Here is a 23,460-nt window from a genome sequence, read left to right as displayed (position 1 = left end):
GGCCTCAATGCCCCTTGCCGCGGCCGGCGCGCAGCCGCGGATCGACCGCATAGTAGAGCAGGTCGACGATCAGGTTGATGGTGACGAACAGGCAGGCGATCAGCAGCAGGTAGGCCGCCATGACCGGGATGTCCGCCGAGCTCACGGACTGGATGAACAGCAGCCCCATCCCTGGCCATTGGAACACCGTCTCGGTGACAATGGCGAAGGCGATGATGGCGCCGAGCTGCAGCCCGACCACGGTAATCACCGGCACCATGGTGTTCTTCAGCGCGTGCCCAAAATTGATCGCCCGGTTGGTCAGGCCGCGCGCGCGGGCGAACTTGATGTAGTCGGTGCGCAGCACCTCCATCATCTCAGACCGCACCAGACGCATGATCAGGGTGAGCTGGAACAAACCCAGCGTGATTGCCGGCAGGATGAGCGCCTTGAGGCCGCTCCGCGTCAGGAAGCCGGTATTCCACCAGCCCAACGCGACTGTGTCGCCGCGCCCAAAACTCGGCAGCCAGCCGAGCCAGACGGCGAAAACCAGGATCAGCAGGATGCCGATCAGGAAGGTCGGCAGGCTCACGCCGATCAGGCTGAAGGTGAGGAAGGCGCGGCTGAGCAGCGATCGCGGGTACAGCCCCGTATACACGCCCATCGGCACGCCCACGAGCAGCGCGACACCCGCGGCGCAGAAGGCCAGTTCCAGCGTGGCCGGGGCGCGCTCCGCGATGAGCTGCGCGACAGGTCGTGACAGACGGTAGGAAAGGCCGAACTCGCCCTGCACCGCATTGCCGACGAAGCGCGCGAACTGCACGAAGAAGGGTTGGTCCAGCCCCAGCTCGGCCACGAGCGCGGTGCGCTGCGCCTCGGTGAAATCCTGCCCGAGCATGATCGACACCGGGTCGCCGACATAGGCGAACATCGCGAAGCTGATCAGCGCGACGACGAGCAGTACCGGCACCGATTGCAGGATGCGCGAGACGATGAAGGCGAACATCAGCGCGTGCCGCCCTGCGCGATCACTCCACCCGCGCCCAGCGGAAGTAGGGCTGGTTGTTCGCCATATGCGGAATGGCGATGGTGCTGCGCATTGCCCAGGGGATCATCTGGTGGTGCAGCGGGATGATCGGCACGTCGGTGCGCATCAGGCGCAGCGCCTCGGTGATGGTCGCCTGGCGCGCGGGGCCGGATTCCACCTTCATGCGCTGGATCAGCGTATCCATTGCCGGATTGGAATAGCGCCCGTAATTCCAGATGCCGTCGCCCTGCCCGCCGTTGCGCGTCGCCAGCAGCGACTGGAAGGAATACAGCGCGTCCAGCGTCGGCACGCCCCAGCCGAGCAGGTAGGCAGACGTGTCGTCACGCTGGATCTTGGCGAAGAAGGGCGCGAGCGGCATCGCGTTCAGCTGCGTGCGCACGCCGATGCGCGCCCACATCGCGGCGATCGCCTGGCAGATCTGCTCGTCATTGATGTAGCGGTTGTTCGGGCAGTCGAGCGTGATCCCGAAGCCTTGCGGGTATCCCGCCTCGGTCAGCAGGGCGCGCGCACGGGCGGCATCGAAGGGCAGGCGCACATCCTCGGACTGGACGTAGCCATTCACCTGCGCCGGAAACAGCGTGCCCGTCGGCACCGACTGCCCGCGCATGGTCGTGCGGTTGATCGCGGCGATGTCGATCGCGTGGTACAGCGCCTGGCGGACGCGCAGGTCGCGGAACGGGTTGCGGCCGCGGACGTCGGAATAGAGCAGCTCGTCGCGGAAGGTGTCGAAGGCGAGGAAGATGGTGCGCACCTCCGGCCCTTCGAGCACGCGGATGCCCGGCGCGGCGCGTAGCCGCGCGAGGTCCTGCAGCGGCGGGTCGAGCACGAAATCCACCTCGCCGGAGAGCAGGGCCGCGATGCGCGTCGGGTCCGAGGTGATGGGGCGGAAGACGATCTCGGTGACGTTGGCATTGGCGCTGGTCGGCTCGCGCCAGCCCCACCAGGCATCGTTGCGCGCCATCACCGTGCGCACGTCGGGCTCGCGCACGGTCATGCGGAAGGCACCGGTGCCGTTGGTGTTGCGGACGGTGAACATCTCCTCCCGCGTGCGGGTGTTCTGCGGGCGGGGAGCGTTGTTCCGCTCGGACCAGCTGCGCGACATGATGAAGACCGAGGCGAGCTTGTTCGGCAGGATCGGGTCGGGCGTCTTGGTGATGATGTCGACGGCGAGCGGCCCCGCCTCGCGCACGCTCTCGATGGTGTCGACATAGATGCCGAAATTCGAAGTCGGTGCCAGGGCGCGGGTCAGCGAGAACACAACGTCATCCGCCGTGAAGGCCTCACCCTCATGGAAGCGCACGCCCTCGCGCAACGTCAGCCGCCAGCGGTTCGGCTCGGCCTGTTCCCAGGTGAGGGCGAGCCCGGGTGCCAGGCCAAGGGTCTCGGTACGGGTGATCAGCGTGTCGTAGATCTGCTGCAGCACCATCGCGACTGTGCCGACATTCTGGCTGTGCGGATCGAGCGTGTTGGGGTCGCCCGAGGCGGCCCAGCGCACCGTGCGCGCCGCGGCCTCATGGCCGCCGAGCACCATGGCCAGCAAGGCCACCGCAATCCATTGCCGCATGAAAGCCCCCATCCCAGCGTCGCCCTGCAAGTCAATTCCCTTAGCCCAGCGCGGCGCGCCGGGGAAAGGCCTCAATCCGCCGGCGCCACCTTCCGGCCCGTGGCGAACTCCAGCACCAGCACATAGCCGACTGCGAGCACCACCGGCCCGAGGAACAGCCCGAGGAAGCCGAAGGCGAAGACGCCGCCCAGCGCGCCGAGCACGGTCAGCAGCAGCGGCAGGTCCGCACCCCGGCTGATCATCATCGGCCGGATGATGTTGTCGATCGAGGAAATCCCGAGCGCGCCGTAGACCACCATGAAGATGCCCCATCCCGTGGACCCTTGCGTGAACAGCCAGATCGAGGCGGGGATCCACACCACCGGTGCCCCGACCGGCAGGATGGAGACGGCGCCCGCCACGATGCCGAACAGCACCGGCTGCGGCACGCCGGCGATCCACAGGCCCAGCCCGGTCATGATCCCCTGCGCGACGGCGGTGCCGATCAGGCCCCACACGACGCCCTTCGTCACGTTCGCCACGAGCGCGATGAGCCGCACGGCATCGACCCCGCCGATCCGCACCACCAGCGCTTCGACGCGCTCGGCCATGGCAGGACCGTCGCGGTAGAAAAAGAAAGCGAGCAGGATCGCGACCAGCAGCTCGGCGAGCCCGGACAGCAGCGACAACAGCCCGGCCAGCACCAGCTGCGCCATGTTGCCGGCATAGGGCTTGATCAGGTCGAAGATGCCGGACAGGTCCAGGTCCACCTGGCCGATCAGCCCGGCAATGGTCGGGCCGACGACCGGCAGGTTGCTGGCCCACGCGCCGAGATTGGGGATGCCCTCGGTGAACAGCCGCTCGATGGCGCGGCGCAGGCCTTCGATATCCTCGCGTTGGGTCGGGGCGGCGAGCACAAGCGGCAGGCCGATCAGCAGGAACTCCGCGGTGACCATGACCAGCGCCGCCGCCCCCGCGGATAGCCGCAGGCGCTCGCGCAGCAGCCGGAAGACCGGCCAGGTGGTGTAGGACAGGATCGCCGCCCAGAGCAGTGCCGAGATGAACGGCTTCAACACCAGGAAGCAGGCGATGCCGAGCGCGACCAATGCGCCGATGCCGATCAGGCGGGCGGGTTTCAGACGATCAGCTTCCATTGCTCTCCAACCTGCTGCCGGTCCGGTCGCAGGCACCGAACATCGCGAACCGTCATGGCAGTGGAATACGCCGCAGCCAATCCTTTCCGTTCCGCAATCCGGACCGTACCCGTCATTTTGCCCCGCACGGCCGGTGGCGCCCCTGGCGCGGCGCGCGTGCCGCGCCTAGCGTCGCGGCCTAGGAGGAACCGACCCATGCCCAGATTTGCCGCGAACCTGTCGATGATGTTCGGCGAAATCCCCTTCCTGGATCGCTTCGCCGCCGCCAGGTCAGCGGGCTTCGAGGCCGTCGAGTTCCTGTTCCCCTACGAGCATCCCGCGAGCGATATCGCGGCCCGGCTCAAGGATAACGGCCTCGCCCAGGTGCTGTTCAACGCACCGCCCGGGGACTGGTCGCGCGGCGAACGCGGCATGGCCGCCCTACCCGGCCGCCAGGCCGAGTTCCGCGACGCGATCCGCAAGGCCCTCGACTACGCCGCGACGCTGGAATGTCCGCGCCTGCACGTCATGGCGGGGCTGGCGCCGGCGGGCGTCGCCCAGGACACCCTGACCGCGACCTACGGCGCGAACCTTGCCTGGGCGGCCGAGGAATGCGCCAAGATCGGCGTGAAGCCGGTGATCGAGCCGATCAACCACCGCGACATCCCCGGCTTCTTCCTCAACACCACCGACCAGGCCGCCGCGATCATCGCCGCCGTCGGGCCCGAGAAGCTGGGGATGCAGTTCGACCTCTATCACTGCCAGATCACCGAGGGCGACATCGTCAAGCGCGTGGAAAGACACCTGCCCCTGATCGCCCACATGCAGGTCGCCGACAATCCCGGCCGCAACGAACCCGGCACCGGCGAGGTCAACTGGCCCTTCGTGTTCGAGGCGATCGACGGCCTGGGCTACCGCGGCTGGATCGGCTGCGAATACCGCCCCCGCGGCGACACCCTGGCGGGCCTGGGCTGGTTCGCCCCCTACCGCGCCTGAGAAGGAATACATCCATGCAGATCGGATTCATTGGCCTCGGCATTATGGGGCGGCCGATGGCCGGCCATCTTAGCGCCGGCGGGCACACCATCATCGTGCCCGAGCGCGCCAGCCTCACCGCCGAAGACCGCGCCGGCGTCACGGTGGTGGCCGATGCGGCGGCGGTCGCATCCGCCGCCGAGGTCATCATCCTGATGGTACCCGACACCCCCGATGTCGAGTCGGTGCTGTTCGGCACGGGGGGCGTGGCCGCGGGCCTGAAGCCCGGCAGCCTCGTGATCGACATGTCCTCGATCAGCCCGACCGCGACGAAGACTTTCGCCGAGAAGATCAACGCGGCAGGCGGCGACTACCTCGACGCGCCGGTCTCGGGCGGCGAGGTGGGTGCGAAGGCGGCCAGCCTCACCATCATGGTGGGCGGAAGTGCGGCCGCTTTCGCTCGCGCGGAGCCCCTGTTCGCCCTGATGGGCAAGAACATCACCCTGGTCGGCGAGGAGAACGGCGCCGGGCAAACCTGCAAGGTCGCCAACCAGATCATCGTCGCCCTCACGATCGAGGCCGTCGCCGAGGGCCTGCTCTTCGCGGCCAAGGCCGGCGCGGACCCCGCCAAGGTGCGCCAAGCGTTGATGGGCGGGCTGGCCACGTCGCGCATCCTGGAGGTGCACGGCGAACGCATGATCAAGGGCACCTTCGCCCCCGGCTTCCGGATTCGGCTGCACCAGAAGGATCTCAACCTCGCGTTGCAATCGGGGCGCGAATTGGGACTGGCCCTTCCCGGCACCGCGAACGCCCAGCAGCTTTTCTCCGCCTGCGCCGGCCTCGGCGGCGCCGACTGGGACCATTCCGCGATGGTCAAGGCATTAGAAACGCTAGGTTCGTATACGGTGGTGCAGGAGAGCTGAAGTTCGCATCTCCTACTACAAGGTCTCGCGATCACCGCTTGCTTATCACGAAAAAGGACCGCAAACTCCACCGCGTGGCTCGCTATGGGACATGTCTCATAACATTCAACACCGTGTCACGCGGCCTTGCCTATGTCGGGCATTCGGAGATCAGCATGCGGTTCGCAGACATTGGACAACAGCTGCGCAGCTACCGGCTTGAATCCGGGCTGCGCGCCGAGGAGATCGCCGCGCGTCTCGGCGTCTCGCGGGCCGCGCTCTACCGCTATGAGAAGGGCGAGGTCATCAAGCTGGACACGATCCGGCGCCTCGCGGAGCTGCTGAAAATCTCGCCCCTGTCGTTATTGGGCATCGGCGTCGAGTATTTTGCCCGCCCCGCCGGCTTCCAGGAGCGGCTGCGCCAGACCGAGGAGCAGGCCGACCAGATTCTGCTCGCCGGCGGCGCCCTGTGCCTGCAGGTCGCGACCGACGGCCTCGAGGGCGCCCTCACCGAAGCCTGGACCGAGTTGGCCGAGGCCAGCAGCGAGCGTGCCCAGGCACGCGCCGCCGCCGACCAGCTGCTCGGGCTGATCCAGGCGCGCCGCCGTCTGCATGCCGAGCGCAAGCCCACCATCACCGCGCTGCTCGGCGAAAGCGGGCTGCGCCGCCTGCTCCATGAGGGCCTTTGCGCCGGGCACCGCCTGTCCGACCGGGTTCGGGCGCGCTGCCGGCACGCGGCGCGGATGGAGATCGAACACCTCGCCAACCTGATGGAGGGTGGCCCGATCGGCGTCCAGATCGGCCTCATCGCCGGGCCCGAGCCGGCGGCGGGCTTCATCCTGCTGCGCGGGCGCGAGCGCTCCCACGTGGTCACCGGCCCCTTTCCGCCCGACGCGGCGCCGGCGGGCGGCATCGGCGTCGCCATGATCACCGCCGGCGAGGACGCCGTCGCCATCCATCAGCGCGTGACCGAAGCCGCCTGGCGCGACGCGCTCAAGGGCGAAGCGGCGGCGGAACGCCTGCGCATGCTGCTCAAGGATGTCGCTATAGCGTGAGGCGGGCCTCCACCACGCCCTCCTCCTCGGGCAGGTGGTGGATGGTGAAGCCGAGCGCCCGCATGAAGGCCAGCATCGGCGCATTCTCCGCCAGCACCTGGCCGACCGCCTCCCGCAGGCCCTCGACGCGGCCCCAGTCCAGGATCCGCGTCATGAGCGTGCGGGCGAGCCCCTGCCCCTTCAGCGCGCCCGCGACCACCACCGAGAACTCGCCGCGCTGGCTCCCAGGCTCCCGGATCAGCCGCGCGACGCCCAGGATGGCGTCCGCGCCACCCGGCACGGGGCGCGTCGCGACCAGGGCCATCTCCCGGTCGTAGTCGATCTGAGTCAGCCGCGCCTTCATCGCCGGCGACAGGTCCTTCAGCGCGGAGAAGAACCGCCGCCGGATATCCTCGGCACTCAGGCCATGGAAGAAATCACCCAGCGCCGCCGCATCCTCCGGCCGGATCGGGCGGATCGTGAGAAGGTTGCCATCCTTCGCCGTCCAGGGGCTGGCGAGCCCGGCAGGATAGGGCGGGATCGACAGTCGCGCGCGCTCGCCGGGCGCGCGCAGGGTCAGCGCGGCATCGAGCGCGAGCACACCCTCCGCGCCCGCCAGCAGGGGATTGATCGAGAGGGTTTCGATCTCCGGAAAATCCACAGCCAGCTGCGCGAGGCGCACCAGGCTGTCGGCGATGGCGCCCCGGTCCTTCGCCGCGTGGTCGCGATAGCCGTCGAGCAGGCGCGCGCCGCGGGTCCGCGCCATCAGGGCCAGGGCCAGGGTGCGGTTCAGCGGCGGCAGGTCGATACCTTCGTCAGGGTCGATATCCGCCGCCGTCCCGCCGCGCCCGAAGCCGATCCAGGGTCCGAACATCGCGTCGTCGCCAAGCCGCAGCCGCAGCTCCAGCCCCGGCGCCGCCTGGCGCTGGACCAGATAGCCGGCGAGCGCCGGGATGCGTCGCGCCATTGCCCGCGCCGCCTCTCGCACCGCCTCCGCCGAAGCAAGGTTCAGCACCACGCCGCCCTTCTCCGTCTTGTGCCGCAGCTCCGGCGCCCACGCCTTCAGCACCACTGGATAACGGAGCATCTGCGCCGCCGCGGCCGCTTCCTCCACGCCCTGCGCGCCGCGGCCGGGCACCGTGGGCATGCCATAGGCGGCGAGCACCATCAGCGCCTCTTCCTCGCTCATCGCGCGGCGGCCCTCGGCCCGCAGCCGCGCGACCAGGCGCGCCACCACCGCGCGGTCCGGCGCGACGTCGAGAATATCGGCGGCGGGCAGTTCCGCGGCGGCGGCGCGGTTGCGGCGATCGGCGGCGAGGTGCAGCGAGCCGCGCACGGCGGCCTCGGGCGTGGGAAACACCGCGATCCCGGCATCGGCCAGCGCCGCCCGCTCCGAGCCGCCGGTCGCCTGGCCGGCCCATCCGACCAGGATGGGCGCGGCGCGGCTGGCCCGGGCGGCGGCCGTCAGCGCCTCGCGGATGGCGCCGGCATTCTCGCCGGGCATCGGCGCGTGCAGCGCGATCACGGTGCCGACCTCCGGCAGGCCCGCCAACATCACCGCCGCCTCGCCCAGGCGGGTCGAGGCGTTGGGGCCGAGGATCAGCGGGTTGCGCAACGCCACCCCTTGCGGCAGCGCGATCGACAGGGCGGCCTCGCTCGCGGGCGCGAAGGGCGCGAGGTGTCCGCCACCGGCCAGGATCGCATCCGCCGCGAGATGCGCCATGCCGGTGCCGTTCGCCACGATCGCGATGCCCTCGGGGCGCGTGCCGCTCATCGGGCCTATGCGTGCCAGCGTCTCCGCGGCGGCGAGCAGGTCCTCGAGGCCCGCCACGCGCAGCACGCCGGCGCGACGCAGCACCGCCCCCATCACCGCATCGGCGATGCCCGAGGCGTCGAACAGCCGCCCCCCCGCGCGCAACGCCACCACCGGCCGGGTCCGCGCCGCCGCGCGCGCCGCCGAGACGAAGCGCCGCGGTTCGCGGATGCGGCGGATGTCGAGCAGGATAGCCCCCGTTGCCGTGTCCCGCGCGAGCCAGTCCAGCACCGTCGCGAAGCCGATATCGGCATTGCCACCAATCCCCGCGATGAGCGAGAAACCCAGCTTCTCCGCCTCCGCCCAGTCGATCACGGCGCGGGCGAGGGCCGAGGATTGCGTCACCAGCGCAAGCCGTCCGCGCCGCGGCGCCAGGTGCGACAGCGTGGCGTTCAGCCCGATCGAGGGGATCGCCAGTCCAAAACTCCCCTGCCCCATCGCCCGCACGCCGGTGCGCGCCGCGATGCCGTGCAGGTCGGGCGCCGCACCCGGGCAGATGGCCGCGAAACAGCCGCGCGCGGCGAGCGCGACCATCGCCGGCTCCAGCGCTGCGGCCGGCAGGCACAGCACGGCGAGGTCGGGGGCCGCGGGCAGCGCCGCGATGGTGCCGAACGCCTCGAACCCGTCCGGCGCGACGCCCACCGCGAGCAGCCGCCCCGCGAACCCGCCCGCGGCCATGTTGCGCGCCAGCAGCGCCACCGCCGGCTCGCCCTCCTCGGCGACCAGCACGACGCTCGCCGGGCGAAGCAGGGCGGCGTCAGAAAAGCCCGGCTTGCGCCGCAGCGAGAGAAGGTTGGGGTCCGGCATGCGGGCGGACCTTGCGCCGCGATGTGTTGCGGATTCAACCTTGCCTGGACAAGGAGGCTTCACCATGCCCGATGACCCGCGCTGGGACCCCGCCATGCTGGCGTTCCAGCGCATGATGGAGGCGCGCGGCGCCGGTTTCCCGCCGCTGCCCGTGACGCTCCCGCTCGGCGCCGGGCGCGAGACGACCGAGGCGCTGAACGCCCCGCTCGCTCAGGGCGGCCCGGCGATGGCGGCATCGGGCGATCGCTGGCTCTCCGTGCGCGGGCGGCGGCTGCTGTGCCGGGTGCACAAGCCCGTGCTCGAAAGCCCCTTGCCGTTGCTGGTCTATATCCATGGCGGCGGCTGGGTGTGGAACTCGGTTGATACCCATGACCGTCTGATGCGTGGCTACGCGGCCGGCGCCGGGTGCATGGTGGTCGGCCCGGACTATTCCCTCTCGCCCGAGGCGCGCTTCCCGGTCGCACTCGAGGAATGCGCCGAGGTGGTGCGCCAGCTCGCCCGCGGCGGGGCCGAATGGGGGATCGATCCCGCGCGCATCGTGCTGGGCGGCGATTCCGCCGGGGCCAACCTCGCGCTCGGGGTCGCGCTCCTGCTGCGCGAAACGGATCCCGATATCAGGCTCGCCGGCCTGCTGGTGAATTACGGCGTGCTCGACAGCGCCACCGACACGCCGAGCTACCGCGAATTCGCCGAGGGCTTCACCCTCACCCAGGCGAAGATGCGCTTCTACTGGGAGTGCTACTGCCTCGACCCGTCGCTGCGGGTCACGCCCTTCGCGGCTCCCTTGCGCGCGGATCTGCGCGGCCTGCCGCCGGTGCTGGTCCACATCGCCGAGCTCGACGTGCTCGCCGGCGAGAACCACGCCTTCATCGCGAAGCTGCGCGAGGCCGGCGTTGGCGTGGAGCATGCGGTGTTCGCCGGCACCATCCACGGCTTCCTGCGCGCGCTCGGCCAGGTACCGGCGGCGGACCGGGCGGTCGCGGAGGCGAGTGACTGGCTGCGGCGCGTCATGCGATAAGGAGAGCTTACTACCTTGCTTCCGCCCTTGCTTTCGCCAGCGCGCAACACGTTGAATCCGAACAGATTTTTGCCCGAAAGTAAGGTGGCCTTACATGCTTACCGTCAATCCGCTGGCGCCCATCGCATCCTGCGCCGACGGCGTGCGCAGAAAGGCGAGGAAGGCCATCGCGCCCGCATCCGGCTCGCCCGGCGCTAGGCCGGCGGCCAGCGGCGTGGTGTTGCCGAGCGGGTCGGGCAACGCGCCGAGCAGGTCGAGCCCCGGTACCGCGCGCAATTCGCTCAGCATCTGGATGCCGAGATCGGCTTCGCCGCGCGCGACCACCTCGCCCACGCTGCCGCCGCCCGACACCGGCACCGCCTTCGCGCGAAGCGCCTCGGTGAGGCCCAGGCGCTCGACGATGGCCGCGAAATGCACCCCGCTGGTACCCCCGCTCGCCGGGTCCGAATAGGCAATGCGGCCGGCGCCGAGCAGCGCCGCGCGCAGCGCCTCGGGAGTGGCGATGTCGGGGCGCGGCTGGCCGGCGCGGATGGCGACGCCGACCGCCATGGTGGCGATCCCGATGATGCTCGGCGCCGCGACGCGGCCCTCGCCGGCGAGCGAGGCCAGCGCCGCGCGCGTCGCGATGATGACGGCGAATGGCTCGCCGGCGCGCAGGCGGGCGAGGACGGCGCCGGTGGTGGCGAAGGTGACGTGGGCGGGGCTGCCCTGCGCCTGCGCGAAGCCGGCGCCGATCGGTCCCATCGCGGGCTGCAGCGCGGTCGAGCACAGCACCCTCAGCGGCGCCTGGGCGCGTGCGGGGATGATCGCGGCGAAACCCAGCGCGATGACGGCACGACGGGCGAAGTCAGCCATGGAACGGAGTTCCTGTCAAGGATTATATACCTAGACTATCGTTGCGCCATGTGAAAGGCAAGCGCTAACCGCCCGCCAGCGCCCGCTTCGCCACCTCGGCCAGGAACCCTGCCGCGCGCGGCAGGATGGCATCGTTGAAGTCGTAATGCGGGTGATGCAGCTCGCGCCCGCCCTCCGAAGGCCCGTTGCCGATCCAGACGAAGGCGCCGGGCACCTCGACCAGGAAGCGCGAGAAATCTTCCCCGGTCATCGCCGGCGGCAGATCGCGGCGCACTGCCCCGCCCACCGCGGCCGCGCCGGCCGCGATGTCGCGCTCGGCCGGGCTATTCGAGGTGAGGTAGACACCCTGGCGGAACTCCAGTGACCCAGTGACGCCGAAGGTGGCGCCGATGCCCTCGGCGACGCGGCGCAGCCCATCCTCGATTACCGATCGATCCTCCGGGCGCAGCCAGCGCGCGGTGCCCTTCAGCACGGCGCGGGACGGGATCTGGTTCTGCGCCTCGCCGGCCTCCATCATGGTGATGGAGACGACGCCGCCGGCGATCGGGTCCATGTTGCGCGCGACCACGGATTGCGCGGCGGCAATGGCGTGGCCGGCGGCCAGCACCGGGTCACGCGTCATGTGCGGCAGGGCGGCGTGCCCGGCATGGCCCTCGAAGGTGAGCATGAAGCGGGCGCCGGCGGCCATCACCGGGCCGTCATGCACGGCGATGGTGCCGGCCTCGAGCCCCGGCCAGTTGTGCCAGCCGAAGATGCGCTCCATCGGAAAGCGCGCGAACAGGCCGTCCTTGATCATCGCCTCGGCGCCGCGCCCGCCCTCCTCGGCCGGCTGGAAGACCAGGTGGATGGCGCCCGACCAGCTCTCATCGGCGAGCAGCAGGGCGGCCGCGCCGAGCAGTGCGGTGGTGTGGCCGTCATGCCCGCAGGCGTGCATCACGCCAGGATTTTGGGACTTCCACGGCAAGTCCTGGGCGACTTCCTGGATCGGCAGCGCGTCCATGTCGCCGCGCAAGCCGACGGCGCGGTTGCCGCCGGTTCCCGCCCGGCGGAGCGTTGCCACCACGCCGTTGCCGCCGATGCCCTCGGCGATCTCGGTGACGCCGAGCTCGCGCAGCTTCTCCACCACGAAGGCGGCGGTGTCTTCCTCGTGCAGGGTGAGGCCGGGATGGGCGTGCAGGTGGCGGCGCCAGGCGGTCAGGGTGTCGGCGAGGGCGGTGTCCATTTTTCTCTCATACGCCCGCGCGCCCGCAGAAACCAAGGCCAGATCCGGGCTTGAGTGGCGTGCCCGGGCGGCTCACGATCCCCGCCTGCACGGAAGGGGGTCGGCGATGCTCATCAGGAATGCGGACTGGGCAGTGCTGTGGGATGCGGCGGCGGGGCGCCACGCCTATGCACGCGGCGTCGATCTGCGGATCGAGAATGGCGCGGTCGCCGCCATCCGCCCGCATGACCCGCAGACGGAAGGCGAGGGCATCGATGCCAGCGGCATGGCGCTGCTGCCGGGCTTGGTCAACGTCCATACCCACCCGACCACCGAGCCTAGCTTCCGCGGCGTGCGCGAGGATCACGGCGTGCCGGAGCAGCAGATGACCGGGCTGTTCGAGCGTAGCCAGTCGATGCGGCTCGATGCCGCCGGGCGCGAGGCCGCGATGCGGTTGGCCTATGCCGAGCTGATGGGCGCGGGGGTGACCAGCGTGGTCGACCTCTCGGCGCCCTTCGAGGGCTGGATGGATGTGATGCGGCAGTCGGGTCTGCGGGTGTGGGTAGGCCCCGGCTATGCTTCGGCGCGATGGGGGATGAGCGCACCGCAGAGCGTGGAGTGGCTGTGGGATGCGGAGGGCGGCCGGCGTGGCTTCGCCGCCGCTCAGGCGATCATGGACGCGGCGGAGCGGGACAATTCGGGCCGGCTTTCCGGCATCGTCTTCCCCGCCCAGATCGACACCTGCGAGGAAGGCCTGCTGCGCGATTCCGTGGCGCTGGCGGAAGCGACCGGGCGGCCCTTCACAACCCATATCGCGCAGGCCGTGGTCGAGGTGCGGGAGATGATCCGCCGGCACGGGATGACCCCGATCCAGTGGGCGGGCGAGCTGGGGCTGCTGACGCCGCGCAGCATTCTGGGCCACGCGATCTTCACCGACGACCATCCCTCGATCGGCTGGCACGGGTCGCGCGACGTCGCGCTTATGGCCGAGCGCGGCGTGGCGGTGGCGCATTGCCCCTCGCCCTTCGCGCGGTATGGCGAGCATCTGTGCGACCTCGGGCGCTATTCCCGCGCCGGCGTGCGGATGGCGATGGGCACCGACGTGGCGCCGCACAACCTGATCGAGGAAATGCGGCTGGCCATCCTCCTCGCACGCAACGCCGCGAGGGACCTGGTGGCGGCCGACACGGCAAGCGTGTTCCACGCGGCCACGGTGGGCGGCGCAGACGCGCTGGGGCGGGCTGATCTGGGCCGGCTCGCGGTTGGCGCGAAGGCGGATTGCGTGCTGCTCGACCTCAGCCACCCGATGATGCAGCCGGTGCGCGACCCGCTGCGCTCCCTGGTCTTCCACGCCGCCGACCGCGCCGTGCGCCATGTGCTGGTGGGCGGCGAACATGTGCTGCGCGACGGCAAGCCGGTGGGGCTGGATGTGCGGGAGGCCGCGGGCATCCTCGCGCAATCCCAGGCGAAGATGCTGCGCGATGCGGGCCAGTTCGACTATCGCGGGCGGAGCGGGGACGAGATCGCGCCGCTGTCGCTGGGGATGATCTGAGCGGCCGCCTGGACGCGCGATTGCCACCAGCACAGCGCGGGCGTCACGACCAGTTCCATCGCCAGGCCGAACAGCATCGGCGCGTCCGGCGCGCCGATGGCGAAGATCCCGCCCAGCCGCGCGAGGCCGCCGAGAAAGACGATGAAGGTGAGGAGCCGGAAGGGCTCGCCCTGCACCTCGATGCGCGGAATGAGTGCCGCGAACCCCAGCCCGATGCCGAGCAGCAGGCCGGAGAGGTAGCGCACATGGCTGTCGGCGGAGACGTAGCCGGACGGCAGGCGCAGGAAATCGCTGCCGAGCAGGACCCCGGCCCCGCCCGCGCCCAGCGGCACGATGCAGGCGAGCGCGACGGCCAAACGAAGGGCGCCGCGCTGCGTCATGCCGGGGCGAGGCCCTGTGCCACCAAAGCGTCAGGCGTGCACAGCGCGACCAGCGCGTCGAGCAACGCCGCCGCATCGCCGCCGACGAAGCCGGCGGCGGTGAAGACCAGCTTCTCCTGCAGCGCATCGGGCAGCGGCACGGGTGGGGCGAGGCCGGGCACTGCGAGCAGCTCGCTCATCTGCTGGATGGCGAGCGCGGCTTCGCCCCGCGCGACCAGGGCGCCGGTGAACCCCTCGGGGATGATGGTGGCCTTCGCGTTGACCGCATCGGCGATGCCCAGGCGCGCAATCAGCTTGGCGAAGAACAGCCCGCTGGCACCCTGGCGCGAATAGACGATCGACGGCGCCGCTTGCAGCGCGGCGATCGTGCTGGCTTCGGTGGACAGGTCGGGCGGCGTCGCGCCGGCGCGCACCGCGGCACCCACCGAGGAGCGCGCGAGGTTCACCTGGCGGCCCTCGACGATGCCCTGTTCAGCAAGCCGGGCGATGCCGGCCTCGGTGATGGCGGCGACGTCGCCGCGGGCCCCTTCGGCGATGCGCGCGAGCATCACCTGGGTGGGCGCGAACTCGGCCGTGACCGGCGTGCCGAGCCGCGTGGACAACGCGCCGAGCTGCGGTTCGATCACGCCCTGCAGGCCGAGCGTGGAGAGAAGATGCAGCGCCATCTCAGGCGGCGGGGGAGAGGATGTGGATCACGCGGCTCGCGATCATCGGTCGCGTCTTGGCGGCGTATTCGGCCATGTGGGGTGCGGCCGCATGGGCTTTAAGCGCCTCGGGGCTCGCCCATTTCTCGATCACCACGAAGGTGTCCGGGCCGAGCTGCGTCTGCATTTTCCCCATATCGGGCGTGTCGGTCGCCGGCCCATATTCGATGCAGCCATCCTCGGCGTGCACCGCGGGCATGTTGGCGCGGAAATGCTCGAGGATCTCCTCGCGCTTGCCGGGCAGCGCGGTGATGATGGCGAGTACATGGATCATGGGGGTCCCTCCTGCTGAGCTTGCGCCGAGCCTATCGGGGTGCGCGGGAGGCGTCCAATCACGGGGGAAGTCGGGCATGGCGTTCGCGGAGATCCATGAGGGCGAGGCACCGCGCGAAATCGCGCTGCTCTATGCGCGGCTGCGCGACGCGATGGGCATTCCCGTCGTCAACCTGATCTGGCGGCACGCGGCGACGCTGCCGGGCGTGCTCGCCTGGATGGTGGAGACGGCCGAGGGCGTGATCCGCAGTGCGACGGTGCGCAGCGAGCGCGAGGCGATGCTGGGCCTGGGCGAACCCGGCGGCTTCGCGGATTTCGTGGTGGTCGCGCGGCGGCTGAATGGCGTGGACCAGGCGATGCTGCGCGTGATGGTGGACACCTACAATCGCGGCAATCTCACCAACCTGCAGGTGCTGACGGCGCTGCGCCAGGCCATCGCGGGGGAACCGATCGGGGGCGCGCCGCTCACGCTCGACGCGCTGCCGCCGCCGATGCTGCCGGCGCTGCCCGCGCAGCCCAAGCTTGCCGAGCTGCCCGCCGAAATCGCGGCCGAGGTGCGCGCGCTGGCTGCCTTCCATGGCGGCATCGGCGATGCGGTTCCGAGCCTGTATCTCCACCTCGCGCTGATCCCTGGCCTGCTGGCGCCGCTACGCATGGCCCTCGCGCCGATGGTCGCGGCCGGCGCGGTCACGACGCTTCGCGATACGCTGATCGCGCGCGCAGTGGTGGCCGCGCCGAAGCTGCGGGCGGGCATGGCGCCGCCTGGTCCCTTTCCGGCTGCGCATGCGGCGGCGATGCTGCCCGCGCTCGATGCCTTCGCCGGCGGCCTGATCGCGGAAATGGGTGGGATCGGCGCGGGGCTGGCCCGCGCGCTGGATCAGTAGCTGCGCGGCAGGCCCAGCACCTTCTCCGCGATGAAGCACAGGATCAGCTGCGGGCTGACCGGGGCGATGCGCGGGATCATGCTTTCGCGCAGGTAGCGCTCGACATGGTATTCCTTCGCATAGCCGAAGCCGCCATGCGTCATCACCGCCTGCTGGCAGGCGTTGAAGCCGGCCTCGCCCGCGAGGTATTTCGCGCTGTTCGCTTCAGCGCCGCAGGACAGGCCCTGGTCGTAGCGCCAGGCGGCGTTGAGGATCATCAGCCGCGCGGCCTCGAGCTGCATCCAGTTCTCGGCCAGCGGGTGCTGGATGGCCTGGTTCTGTCCGATGGCGCGCCCGAAGACGCGGCGCTCCTTCGCGTATTGGGTGGCCTTGCGCAGTGCCGCGTGGCCCAGCCCCACGGCTTCGGCGGCGATCAGGATGCGCTCGGGGTTGAGGCCGTGCAGGATGTAGCCAAACCCCTGCCCTTCCTCGCCGATGCGGTCCTCGACCGGCACCTCGAGATTGTCGAAGAAGAGCTGGTTCGAATCGACCGCCTTGCGGCCCATCTTCTCGATCTCGCGCACCTCGACGCGGCTGCGGTCGAGAGTGGTGTAGAAAAGGCTCAGCCCGTCGGTGCGCTTGTTGACCTGGTCGATCGGCGTGGTGCGCGCGAGGATCAGCACCTTCTCGGCGACCTGCGCGGTCGAGATCCACACCTTCTGGCCATTGATGACGTAGCGGTCGCCACGCAGCTCGGCCCGCGTGCGCAACTGCGTCGTGTCCAGGCCCGTGTTGGGTTCCGTTACCGCGAAGCAGGCGCGTTCGCGGCCCGCGATCAGCGGCGGCAGCATGCGCGCCTGCTGCGCCTCGGTGCCGAAAACGACGACAGGCTGCAGGCCGAAGATGTTCATGTGGATCGCGGACGCGCCCGACATGCCCGCCCCGCTCTCGGAAATGGCCTGCATCATGATCGCGGCCTCGGTGATGCCGAGGCCTGCGCCGCCGAAGCGCTCGGGCATGCAGATGCCGAGCCAGCCATCGGTGGCCAGCGCCTGGTGCAGCTCGTTCGGGAAGCGACCGTCATGGTCCCGCGCGTGCCAATAGGCATCGTCGAAGCGGGTGCAGATGCGGGCGATGGCGTCGCGCACGGCATCCTGTTCGGGGGTGGGGGCGAAATCCACGATGGCCTCCCTCAGATGGCCGCGCCGGCCGCGTATCCGCTCGACCACGCCCATTGGAAATTATACCCGCCCAGCCAGCCGGTCACGTCCACCGCCTCGCCGATGACGAAGAGGCCGGGAACCGATTTCGCCTGCATGTCGCGCTGCGAAAGCGCCGCGGTATCGATGCCGCCCAGCGTCACTTCCGCCTTGGCGTAGCCTTCCGTGCCCATCGGCGTGAGCTGCCAGCCGCCCAGCATCTGTGCCAGCTTGCGCAGCGCGGCACCCGGCTGCTCAGCCATTGTGCGCGGTGGCAGGTAGGCAGCCGCCAGCGCAGTCGCCAGGCGCGCGGGCAGCAGATCCGCCAGCGCGTTGTGCGCCGCGGCCTTGGGGCGGGCCTCGCGCAGCGCGACGAGGCTGGCATTCGCGTCGCGCCCGGGCAGCAGGTTGAGCGTGATCGCCTCGCCGGGGTTCCAGTAGGAGCTCGCCTGCAGGATGGCGGGGCCGGAGAGGCCGCGATGGGTGAACAGCATCGCCTCGGCGAAGGCTGCCTTGCCGGCGCGGGCGACGCAGTCGAGCGCCACCCCCGCGAGCGGCTGCATCAGCGTCAGCGCATCATCGGCGAAGGTCAGCGGCACCAGCCCGGCGCGCGGCGGGATCACCGGCAGCCCGAACTGAAGCGCGATGCGATGCGCGAAGTCCGTCGCGCCCATCTTCGGGATCGACAGCCCGCCGGTCGCCAGCACCAGCGCCGGCGCGGTGTGGGTCGCGTGCGCGGTCGCCACGCGGAAGCGCCCATCATGCGTGACGCCCGTCACGCGCTGGCCCAGGCGCAGGTCGATGTGCACCGCCGCGCACTCCTCCAGCAGCATGGCCAGAATCGCGCGCGCCGAACCGTCGCAGAACAGCTGCCCGAGTGTCTTCTCATGAAAGGCAATGCCGTGCTTCTGAACGAGTGCGACGAAATCCGCCGCCGTGTACCCTGCGAGGGCCGCACGGCAGAAGGCCGGGTTGTTTGAGATGAACCGGTCCGGCGCGATGTTCAAATTCGTAAAATTGCACCGGCCGCCGCCGGAGATCAGGATCTTCTTGCCCGCCTCCTCCGCGTGGTCGAGCAGCAGCACGCGCTTGCCGCGCGCCCCCGCCGTCATCGCCGCCATCAGGCCGGCGGCACCGGCACCCAGAATGATCGCGTCGTATTCCTGCACGGCCCGCTTGTGCCACGCGCCCCGGCTGGCGCGAAGGGCCGGGCTGCGCTCTAGTCCCTCATCACGCATCCGAGGGAGAGAACGCGATGATCGTCGAGGAACGCATCTACACGCTGGCGCCGGGCACGTCGCCCGCCTACGTCAAAGCCTATGGGGAAGAGGGCCTGGCGATCCAGAAGCCGATCCTGGGGCGGCTGGTCGGCTACTACACGACAGAATTCGGCCCGCTCAACCAGGTCATCCACATGTGGGCCTATGAGAGCCTGGAAGAACGTGCCGAGCGCCGCGCCAAGCTCGGCGCGAGCGAAGCCTGGAAGGCCTATCTGGGCAAGGTGCGGCCGTTCATCGTCACGCAGGAGAACAAGCTGCTGATGCCCGCACCCTTCCTGCAGGTGAAATGGCAGGATTGAGGACCGAGCCTGCTCCGAAGGGCGGGCGGCGATAAGCCGGCGAGGGATTTTTCGTGTCGGCTAGGAGGGCGACGCAGCCGACGCGGAAAAGCACGGTTGGCTCGCGTCGTCAGCATTTAGGGACAGGCTCCTGCTCGGGCCGCAGCAGCGCGCCGCTGATCGCGCGCCGAAGTGTCCCCGTCGCGACCAGCGCCACGATGGCGCTCGCCGCGGCCAGCACCGGCCAGGCGGCCGCCATGGCCCAGGCCGGCGCATGCGCCCAAAGCATCTCCATTGTCGCGATGGCGAAGGCAGCGGCGGGAAAGGTGTAGCCCCACGCGCTCAGGCTGAATGGCAGGCGCAGGAAGTCGCGCAGGTTCAGCAGCAGCGCGAGCGCCACGACCAGTGCCGCGCCCCACAACCCCAACGCCGCCACGCCATGCGTCCCACTCAGCTGCACCAGCGCGATCGCACCCACCGCGGGCGGTGCGAGCAGGATGGCCAGCGTCGGGCGCAGTGGCGCCGGCAGGGCCGGCCCGGCGACCAGCCGGCCGAGCAGGATGGGGTGCAGCGCCAGCCACAGGAAGGCGCCGATGCCGAAGAAACCCCATCCCAGGGCGGGTTCTCCGAGCCGCACCCCGATCGCGGGGGCCACGATGTTGCCGACCAGCGGGATCAGCAGGACAGGCGTCAGGCTCTCGACCGCACGCGGCGCGGTCAGCAGCGCGCGCAGCGTCACCGCCGCGACCGCGAGGTGCCCGAAGGCACCCACGAACCACAGCGCATGCGCCGCCCCGGGCGCATAGGGCCCGAGCGCCCCGGCCGCCAGCATGGCGCCGATGGTGACGGCGCCGATGAAGGCGCCGCGGACGGGGTGGGCGAGGTCGGCGGCAAGCGCGCCCGGGTGGCGCAGGCCGCGCAGACCATGCAGCCCCAGCAGCAACAGCCAGGTCGCGGCCCCGAGCGCGAGCAGGGCTTCGCCCAGGATCGCCGGCGCAGCCAGCGTCTCGGCGGCCGTGCGCCAGGCGAGTCCCAGTCCGCAAACCCCCATCGGCGCGGCGAAAAGCCCCAGCGGCAGATGGGCCAGGCTTGGCAGGAGGGGCGGCGTCATGCGGCGCAGCATGGCCGGGATCGTCGCATTCGTCATGGCGTCCCGCGCCGGAGCTTGATCGACGCGTCCCGCGCCGGGGCTTGACCCCGCCGGGCAAGCGGGCGTTGCATGCGGGTGATGCAGCTGCTGCCGATCCCGCGCGGGGACGAAGATACGCTCTGGGCCGTCATCGCGACGGCGGGCAAGGCCGACCGCGTGGCCGAGGTATTCCGCTCCCGCGACGCGGCCTTAGCCGACCGTGCCTGGCGGGCGAACGAGGTGCGCGCCTATGCGGATTTCCTCCGCCGCGCCAAGCAGCCCGTGCCGCATTACTCGGTCGCACCCATCAAGCGGGCAGACCTGCCGCGCAGCTGGCGGCCGCTGCCGGCGCTGGGGTTCTTGCGCGGCGAATTCATCTAGGGTCGGCCCCGCATCGCGCGCCACCGGCGAAGCAGAGCCATCGCGCTCAGCTCGGCGACGGCAAGGCCGAGCCCGGCCAGGAGCCAGGGCAGCACGCCCGCACCCGCCGCCACGGTGGCGGCGAGATCGACCCGCTGCGAGTCGTCGGGGTCATAGAGAAGCGCGACCACGCGGTTGCTTTCGATGTCCGCCCTGTCGACGGCATGCTCGACCTGGCCGATGATCAGCCGGCCCTCGCGCGTGCGGTAGCTGACGGTGGGGTAGAGGCTGGAACCGCCGCGCCCTTGCACCTCGCGATAGGCGCCGGTCATGCGTCCCTGCACCTCGACGCCGACCCGGACCATGCGGGCATTGTCGGACCAGATATGCCACGCGCCAAGGCCGCAGCCGATGCCGATCGCCAGCGCGACCATGGCCGCCAGCCGCAACGGCCATGTCACGCCCGCCGCCATCGCCATCCCTTCACCGCCCGAACGTCGCGACGCTAGCCTGGCGGCGCGCGGCGTGGAATGGCGCTTGCGTCCCATGTCCCGCGCGGCTTGGATCAGCCATGCCCAATCGATCCCCCGACATCATCATCATCGGCGCCGGCATCATCGGCCTCGCCCATGCCTATCTCGCGGCGCGCGCGGGCAAGCGCGTGGTGGTGGTCGAGCGCGACGCGCAGGCGAACGGCGCCTCGATCCGCAATTTCGGCTTCGTCACCGTCACCGGCCAGGGCGCGGGCGCGACCTGGGAAAGGGCGCGCCGCGCGCGGAACATCTGGGCGGAGATCGCGCCGCTCGCGCGCATCGATGTGCATCACCGCGGCACGCTGGTCGCGGCGCGTCGGCCCGAGGCGCTGGCCGTACTGGAAGAGTTTTCCGCCGGCCCGATGGGCGAAGGCTGCCGTCTGCTGCGCGGCGCGGAGCTTCCCGAACCGCTGCGGCGCGACGCGCTCGCCGGTGCGCTCCATTCCCCGCATGAGCTGCGCGTCGAAAGCCGCGAGGCGATCCCCAAGCTCGCCGCCTATCTCGAGACAATGGGCGTGGTGTTCCAGTGGCGCACCGCGGTGACCGCCATCGCGGAGGGCGAGGTGCGCACCACCGGCGGCGCCATCGCGGCGAAGCACATCGTGGTCTGCCCAGGGACCGACATCACCACGCTGTTCGGCCAGAGTTTTGCCGCGCGCGGCGTCACGCTGTGCAAGCTGCACATGCTGCGTGTGGCGGACCCCGGCTGGCGGCTGCCGGCGGCGGTGATGAGCGACCTCGGGCTGCATCGCTACCGCGGCTATCACGGCGCGTCCTCCCTTCCGGCGCTACGTGCACGGTTAGCCGCCGAGCAGCCCGAGGCGCTGGAGCATGGCGTCCACCTCATCGTCGTGCAGGGCGCGGACGGGTCGCTGGTTGTGGGCGATTCGCATCATTATTCCGCGACGCCGGACCCGTTCCAGCCCGGCTTCGTGGACGACATCATCCTCGACGAGCTGCGCCGCGTGCTCGTCATCGAACCGCGCGTGATCGAGCGCTGGATCGGCGTCTATCCTTCCGGCGAGACGGATGCGTTCTTCGAGACGCCTCTGCCGGGGGTACGGCTGGTGTCCGTGACCTCCGGCACCGGGGCCAGCACCGGTTTCGGGCTGGCGCAGGAGGTGCTGCACGACCTCATGGGACTGGAGTACGCAACATGATCAAGGCGGCGATCTTCGACTGGGCAGGCACGGTGCTGGACCATGGCTCGCGTGCGCCGATGGGCGCCTTCGTGGAGGCATTCGCGCAGATGGGCGTCGCGATCGCCATTGCCGATGCGCGCGGGCCGATGGGCATGGCCAAGCGCGACCATATTCGCCTGGTCGGCACCGCGCCCACGGTGGCTGCGGCCTGGCGCGCAAAGCACGGGCGCGATTTCGGCGACGCCGATATCGACGCGATCTTCGACATCTTCGAGCCGCTGAACATCGCCGCCGTCGAGGCCCATTCGGCCCTGATCTCCGGCGCCAAGGACGCGCTCGACTGGTGCGCCGCGCGTGGCATCCGCATCGGCTCCACGACAGGCTACACGCGCCCGATCATGCAGCGCCTCGCCCCCCTCGCCGCCGCGCAAGGTTTTTCCCCCGAGGTGATGGTCTGCGCCGGCGATCTGCCCGAGGGCCGCCCCGCGCCGCTGCAGATGTGGTTCGCCATGGCGAAGATGGGCATCTGGCCGGCCGAGACGGTGGTGAAGTTCGACGACACCCCGCCCGGACTGGGGGAGGCGCGCAATGCCGGCGCTTGGGCCGTGGGGCTGGCGCTGTCGGGCAACATCGCGGGGCTGTCGGCCGAGGAACTCGCGGCCCTGCACGAGGCTGAGATCACCGAGCTTCGCGCCGAGGCGACCCGCCAGCTCATAGAGGGTGGGGCGCACCTCGTGATCGACTCCGTCGCCGACCTGCCGGCAGCGATGGACGCCATCGAGGCCAGGCTGACAGAAGGACAACTTCCTACTGGTTGAGTGGTCGAGGGATGAAATTTCCCTTTTCGGCGACGATTTTGGTATTTTCGACTTTCATCCCCGTGTAATCTCCTCCTGCCGCCGCAAGGGGATTGCACGATGTTCGACCTCGACCAGTTCATCGCCGACCTTCGGGAGACGCTGCCCGAACGCTCCCGCCAGGCGATGCGCCAGGTCGTCGCGCGCGCCGTCAGCGACCCCGCCGGCATCGCGCGCTGCCTCGGCGCGCCGGACAAGCCTGCCATCCAGGTGCTGCACCACAGCGCCGAATTCACCGTGATGAACATCGCCTGGGCGCCGCAGCAGGTGACGCTGCCGCACAACCACCTGCTCGCGGCGGTGATCGGCATGTATTCGGGGCGCGAAGACAACGTGTTCTGGCGCAAGCTGCCCAACCCGGAGAAGTACCAGATCGAGCCGGCCGGCGGCGCCGCGCTCGGCGTGGGCGATGTGGCCTTGCTGGGGCGGGACATCATCCATTCGGTGGTCAATCCGCTCGGCCGGATCAGCGCCGCGATCCACGTCTATGACGGCGATTTCTTCGCCGCCGAGCGGTCCATGTGGGACCCCGAAAGTCTCGCCGAGGCGCCCTATGACCGCGCGGCGGTGCTCAAGGGCATGGCGCTGCACTAGCCTCCCCA

The 23,460-nt window shown here is 70.4% G+C and carries 24 protein-coding genes; 11 read left to right on the top strand and 13 right to left on the bottom strand.

All coding sequences use genetic code 11. The features are described from left to right. Nucleotides 1–4: 4 nt before the first annotated feature. The 3 genes from GXW79_RS00375 to GXW79_RS00365 form a co-directional block, all read right to left on the bottom strand. The gene (locus GXW79_RS00375) at nt 5–985 is read right to left on the bottom strand and encodes an ABC transporter permease (RefSeq protein WP_211872229.1); all 981 of its coding nucleotides are present in this window, start codon (nt 983–985) and stop codon (nt 5–7) included. Between the two features lie 22 nt (nt 986–1,007). After that, the gene (locus tag GXW79_RS00370) at nt 1,008–2,591 is read right to left on the bottom strand and encodes an ABC transporter substrate-binding protein (protein ID WP_211872228.1); all 1,584 of its coding nucleotides are present in this window, start codon (nt 2,589–2,591) and stop codon (nt 1,008–1,010) included. A 71-nt stretch (nt 2,592–2,662) separates the two neighbouring features. Beyond that, nucleotides 2,663–3,724: an AI-2E family transporter gene (locus GXW79_RS00365; protein ID WP_211872227.1), complete on the bottom strand. Its 1,062-nt coding sequence runs from the start codon at nt 3,722–3,724 to the stop codon at nt 2,663–2,665. A 195-nt stretch (nt 3,725–3,919) separates the two neighbouring features. Here GXW79_RS00365 and otnI point away from each other — a divergent pair, with 195 nt between their 5' ends. The 3 genes from otnI (at nt 3,920) to GXW79_RS00350 (ending at nt 6,635) form a co-directional block, all read left to right on the top strand. After that, on the top strand, nt 3,920–4,699 hold the full coding sequence (gene otnI, locus GXW79_RS00360) for a 2-oxo-tetronate isomerase (protein ID WP_211872226.1): 780 nt from the start codon (nt 3,920–3,922) through the stop codon (nt 4,697–4,699). Between the two features lie 14 nt (nt 4,700–4,713). Then, the gene (locus tag GXW79_RS00355) at nt 4,714–5,601 is read left to right on the top strand and encodes a 2-hydroxy-3-oxopropionate reductase (protein WP_211872225.1); all 888 of its coding nucleotides are present in this window, start codon (nt 4,714–4,716) and stop codon (nt 5,599–5,601) included. Between the two features lie 155 nt (nt 5,602–5,756). Then, the gene (locus GXW79_RS00350) at nt 5,757–6,635 is read left to right on the top strand and encodes a helix-turn-helix domain-containing protein (protein ID WP_211872224.1); all 879 of its coding nucleotides are present in this window, start codon (nt 5,757–5,759) and stop codon (nt 6,633–6,635) included. On the opposite strand, the gene GXW79_RS00345 is transcribed toward GXW79_RS00350, so the two are convergent. Then, complete coding sequence (locus GXW79_RS00345; protein WP_211872223.1) at nt 6,625–9,234, bottom strand: bifunctional acetate--CoA ligase family protein/GNAT family N-acetyltransferase; 2,610 nt, start codon at nt 9,232–9,234, stop codon at nt 6,625–6,627. The genes GXW79_RS00350 and GXW79_RS00345 overlap by 11 nt on opposite strands. 64 nt (nt 9,235–9,298) lie before the next feature. Here GXW79_RS00345 and GXW79_RS00340 point away from each other — a divergent pair, with 64 nt between their 5' ends. Continuing rightward, nucleotides 9,299–10,252, top strand: coding sequence for an alpha/beta hydrolase (locus tag GXW79_RS00340; protein ID WP_211872222.1), 954 nt, complete (start codon nt 9,299–9,301; stop codon nt 10,250–10,252). 90 nt (nt 10,253–10,342) lie between these two features. On the opposite strand, the gene GXW79_RS00335 is transcribed toward GXW79_RS00340, so the two are convergent. Both GXW79_RS00335 and GXW79_RS00330 read right to left on the bottom strand, forming a co-directional pair. Continuing rightward, entirely contained in the window at nt 10,343–11,107 is a 765-nt protein-coding gene (locus GXW79_RS00335; protein ID WP_211872221.1) for a molybdate ABC transporter substrate-binding protein, read from the bottom strand. 64 nt (nt 11,108–11,171) lie between these two features. Continuing rightward, nucleotides 11,172–12,329, bottom strand: a complete 1,158-nt coding sequence (locus tag GXW79_RS00330; RefSeq protein ID WP_211872220.1) for an amidohydrolase — start codon at nt 12,327–12,329, stop codon at nt 11,172–11,174. A 106-nt stretch (nt 12,330–12,435) separates the two neighbouring features. On the opposite strand from GXW79_RS00330, the gene GXW79_RS00325 reads away from it, so the two are divergent. Beyond that, nucleotides 12,436–13,860, top strand: a complete 1,425-nt coding sequence (locus GXW79_RS00325; protein ID WP_211872219.1) for an amidohydrolase family protein — start codon at nt 12,436–12,438, stop codon at nt 13,858–13,860. Here the strand turns inward: GXW79_RS00325 and GXW79_RS00320 are convergent. From GXW79_RS00320 to GXW79_RS00310, 3 genes are read right to left on the bottom strand one after another with little or no spacing between them, the layout of a single operon-like run. Further along, nucleotides 13,806–14,240 (bottom strand): DUF4345 domain-containing protein, encoded by a 435-nt coding sequence (locus GXW79_RS00320; protein WP_211872218.1) that lies wholly within the window; start codon nt 14,238–14,240, stop codon nt 13,806–13,808. The two genes, GXW79_RS00325 and GXW79_RS00320, sit on opposite strands and share 55 nt — an antisense overlap. After that, nucleotides 14,237–14,905: a molybdate ABC transporter substrate-binding protein gene (locus GXW79_RS00315; protein WP_211872217.1), complete on the bottom strand. Its 669-nt coding sequence runs from the start codon at nt 14,903–14,905 to the stop codon at nt 14,237–14,239. The genes GXW79_RS00320 and GXW79_RS00315 overlap by 4 nt, the downstream gene beginning before the upstream one ends. Nucleotide 14,906: 1 nt before the next feature. Beyond that, entirely contained in the window at nt 14,907–15,218 is a 312-nt protein-coding gene (locus GXW79_RS00310; protein ID WP_211872216.1) for a putative quinol monooxygenase, read from the bottom strand. Nucleotides 15,219–15,294: 76 nt separating this feature from the next. On the opposite strand from GXW79_RS00310, the gene GXW79_RS00305 reads away from it, so the two are divergent. Next, the gene (locus tag GXW79_RS00305; RefSeq protein ID WP_211872215.1) at nt 15,295–16,101 is read left to right on the top strand and encodes a hypothetical protein; all 807 of its coding nucleotides are present in this window, start codon (nt 15,295–15,297) and stop codon (nt 16,099–16,101) included. Here GXW79_RS00305 and GXW79_RS00300 read toward each other — a convergent pair. Both GXW79_RS00300 and GXW79_RS00295 read right to left on the bottom strand, forming a co-directional pair. After that, nucleotides 16,095–17,261 carry an acyl-CoA dehydrogenase family protein gene (locus tag GXW79_RS00300; protein WP_211872214.1) on the bottom strand — a complete coding sequence of 389 codons (1,167 nt, stop codon included), beginning with the start codon at nt 17,259–17,261 and terminating at the stop codon, nt 16,095–16,097. The genes GXW79_RS00305 and GXW79_RS00300 overlap by 7 nt on opposite strands. A gap of 11 nt (nt 17,262–17,272) precedes the next feature. Beyond that, on the bottom strand, nt 17,273–18,448 hold the full coding sequence (locus GXW79_RS00295) for a BaiN/RdsA family NAD(P)/FAD-dependent oxidoreductase (RefSeq protein ID WP_367614764.1): 1,176 nt from the start codon (nt 18,446–18,448) through the stop codon (nt 17,273–17,275). Nucleotides 18,449–18,534: 86 nt separating this feature from the next. Between GXW79_RS00295 and GXW79_RS00290 the strand changes: the two genes are divergently transcribed. Next, nucleotides 18,535–18,858 carry an NIPSNAP family protein gene (locus tag GXW79_RS00290; RefSeq protein WP_211872212.1) on the top strand — a complete coding sequence of 108 codons (324 nt, stop codon included), beginning with the start codon at nt 18,535–18,537 and terminating at the stop codon, nt 18,856–18,858. Nucleotides 18,859–18,967: 109 nt separating this feature from the next. On the opposite strand, the gene GXW79_RS00285 is transcribed toward GXW79_RS00290, so the two are convergent. Then, on the bottom strand, nt 18,968–19,984 hold the full coding sequence (locus GXW79_RS00285; RefSeq protein WP_211872211.1) for an SLAC1 anion channel family protein: 1,017 nt from the start codon (nt 19,982–19,984) through the stop codon (nt 18,968–18,970). A gap of 72 nt (nt 19,985–20,056) precedes the next feature. Here GXW79_RS00285 and GXW79_RS00280 point away from each other — a divergent pair, with 72 nt between their 5' ends. Beyond that, nucleotides 20,057–20,347, top strand: a complete 291-nt coding sequence (locus tag GXW79_RS00280) for a hypothetical protein (RefSeq protein WP_211872210.1) — start codon at nt 20,057–20,059, stop codon at nt 20,345–20,347. Here GXW79_RS00280 and GXW79_RS00275 read toward each other — a convergent pair. Continuing rightward, complete coding sequence (locus GXW79_RS00275) at nt 20,344–20,787, bottom strand: DUF3592 domain-containing protein (RefSeq protein ID WP_211872209.1); 444 nt, start codon at nt 20,785–20,787, stop codon at nt 20,344–20,346. The genes GXW79_RS00280 and GXW79_RS00275 overlap by 4 nt on opposite strands. A 110-nt stretch (nt 20,788–20,897) precedes the next feature. On the opposite strand from GXW79_RS00275, the gene GXW79_RS00270 reads away from it, so the two are divergent. From GXW79_RS00270 to GXW79_RS00260, 3 genes are all read left to right on the top strand, one after another. After that, nucleotides 20,898–22,019 (top strand): TIGR03364 family FAD-dependent oxidoreductase, encoded by a 1,122-nt coding sequence (locus tag GXW79_RS00270; protein WP_211872208.1) that lies wholly within the window; start codon nt 20,898–20,900, stop codon nt 22,017–22,019. After that, nucleotides 22,016–22,819 (top strand): phosphonoacetaldehyde hydrolase, encoded by an 804-nt coding sequence (phnX, locus tag GXW79_RS00265; RefSeq protein WP_211872207.1) that lies wholly within the window; start codon nt 22,016–22,018, stop codon nt 22,817–22,819. The genes GXW79_RS00270 and phnX overlap by 4 nt, the downstream gene beginning before the upstream one ends. 99 nt (nt 22,820–22,918) lie before the next feature. Next, on the top strand, nt 22,919–23,452 hold the full coding sequence (locus tag GXW79_RS00260) for a cysteine dioxygenase family protein (RefSeq protein WP_211872206.1): 534 nt from the start codon (nt 22,919–22,921) through the stop codon (nt 23,450–23,452). Nucleotides 23,453–23,460: the final 8 nt, after the last annotated feature.

This window comes from Plastoroseomonas arctica (assembly GCF_018128965.1).
Classification (GTDB): Bacteria; Pseudomonadota; Alphaproteobacteria; order Acetobacterales; family Acetobacteraceae; genus Plastoroseomonas; species Plastoroseomonas arctica.
Note: the sequence above shows the minus strand (reverse complement) of the source record. Positions and strands in the feature narration are given on the sequence as shown.

Excerpts from the sequence above, each read along its gene's own strand:
- GXW79_RS00375 (WP_211872229.1), bottom strand. The coding sequence starts at position 985 with ATGTTCGCCTTCATCGTCTCGCGCATCCTGCAATCGGTGCCGGTACTG.
- GXW79_RS00370 (WP_211872228.1), bottom strand. The coding sequence starts at position 2,591 with ATGCGGCAATGGATTGCGGTGGCCTTGCTGGCCATGGTGCTCGGCGGC.
- GXW79_RS00365 (WP_211872227.1), bottom strand. The coding sequence starts at position 3,724 with ATGGAAGCTGATCGTCTGAAACCCGCCCGCCTGATCGGCATCGGCGCA.
- otnI (WP_211872226.1), top strand. The coding sequence starts at position 3,920 with ATGCCCAGATTTGCCGCGAACCTGTCGATGATGTTCGGCGAAATCCCC.
- GXW79_RS00355 (WP_211872225.1), top strand. The coding sequence starts at position 4,714 with ATGCAGATCGGATTCATTGGCCTCGGCATTATGGGGCGGCCGATGGCC.
- GXW79_RS00350 (WP_211872224.1), top strand. The coding sequence starts at position 5,757 with ATGCGGTTCGCAGACATTGGACAACAGCTGCGCAGCTACCGGCTTGAA.
- GXW79_RS00345 (WP_211872223.1), bottom strand. The coding sequence starts at position 9,234 with ATGCCGGACCCCAACCTTCTCTCGCTGCGGCGCAAGCCGGGCTTTTCT.
- GXW79_RS00340 (WP_211872222.1), top strand. The coding sequence starts at position 9,299 with ATGCCCGATGACCCGCGCTGGGACCCCGCCATGCTGGCGTTCCAGCGC.
- GXW79_RS00335 (WP_211872221.1), bottom strand. The coding sequence starts at position 11,107 with ATGGCTGACTTCGCCCGTCGTGCCGTCATCGCGCTGGGTTTCGCCGCG.
- GXW79_RS00330 (WP_211872220.1), bottom strand. The coding sequence starts at position 12,329 with ATGGACACCGCCCTCGCCGACACCCTGACCGCCTGGCGCCGCCACCTG.
- GXW79_RS00325 (WP_211872219.1), top strand. The coding sequence starts at position 12,436 with ATGCTCATCAGGAATGCGGACTGGGCAGTGCTGTGGGATGCGGCGGCG.
- GXW79_RS00320 (WP_211872218.1), bottom strand. The coding sequence starts at position 14,240 with ATGACGCAGCGCGGCGCCCTTCGTTTGGCCGTCGCGCTCGCCTGCATC.
- GXW79_RS00315 (WP_211872217.1), bottom strand. The coding sequence starts at position 14,905 with ATGGCGCTGCATCTTCTCTCCACGCTCGGCCTGCAGGGCGTGATCGAA.
- GXW79_RS00310 (WP_211872216.1), bottom strand. The coding sequence starts at position 15,218 with ATGATCCATGTACTCGCCATCATCACCGCGCTGCCCGGCAAGCGCGAG.
- GXW79_RS00305 (WP_211872215.1), top strand. The coding sequence starts at position 15,295 with ATGGCGTTCGCGGAGATCCATGAGGGCGAGGCACCGCGCGAAATCGCG.
- GXW79_RS00290 (WP_211872212.1), top strand. The coding sequence starts at position 18,535 with ATGATCGTCGAGGAACGCATCTACACGCTGGCGCCGGGCACGTCGCCC.
- GXW79_RS00285 (WP_211872211.1), bottom strand. The coding sequence starts at position 19,984 with ATGACGAATGCGACGATCCCGGCCATGCTGCGCCGCATGACGCCGCCC.
- GXW79_RS00280 (WP_211872210.1), top strand. The coding sequence starts at position 20,057 with ATGCGGGTGATGCAGCTGCTGCCGATCCCGCGCGGGGACGAAGATACG.
- GXW79_RS00270 (WP_211872208.1), top strand. The coding sequence starts at position 20,898 with ATGCCCAATCGATCCCCCGACATCATCATCATCGGCGCCGGCATCATC.
- phnX (WP_211872207.1), top strand. The coding sequence starts at position 22,016 with ATGATCAAGGCGGCGATCTTCGACTGGGCAGGCACGGTGCTGGACCAT.
- GXW79_RS00260 (WP_211872206.1), top strand. The coding sequence starts at position 22,919 with ATGTTCGACCTCGACCAGTTCATCGCCGACCTTCGGGAGACGCTGCCC.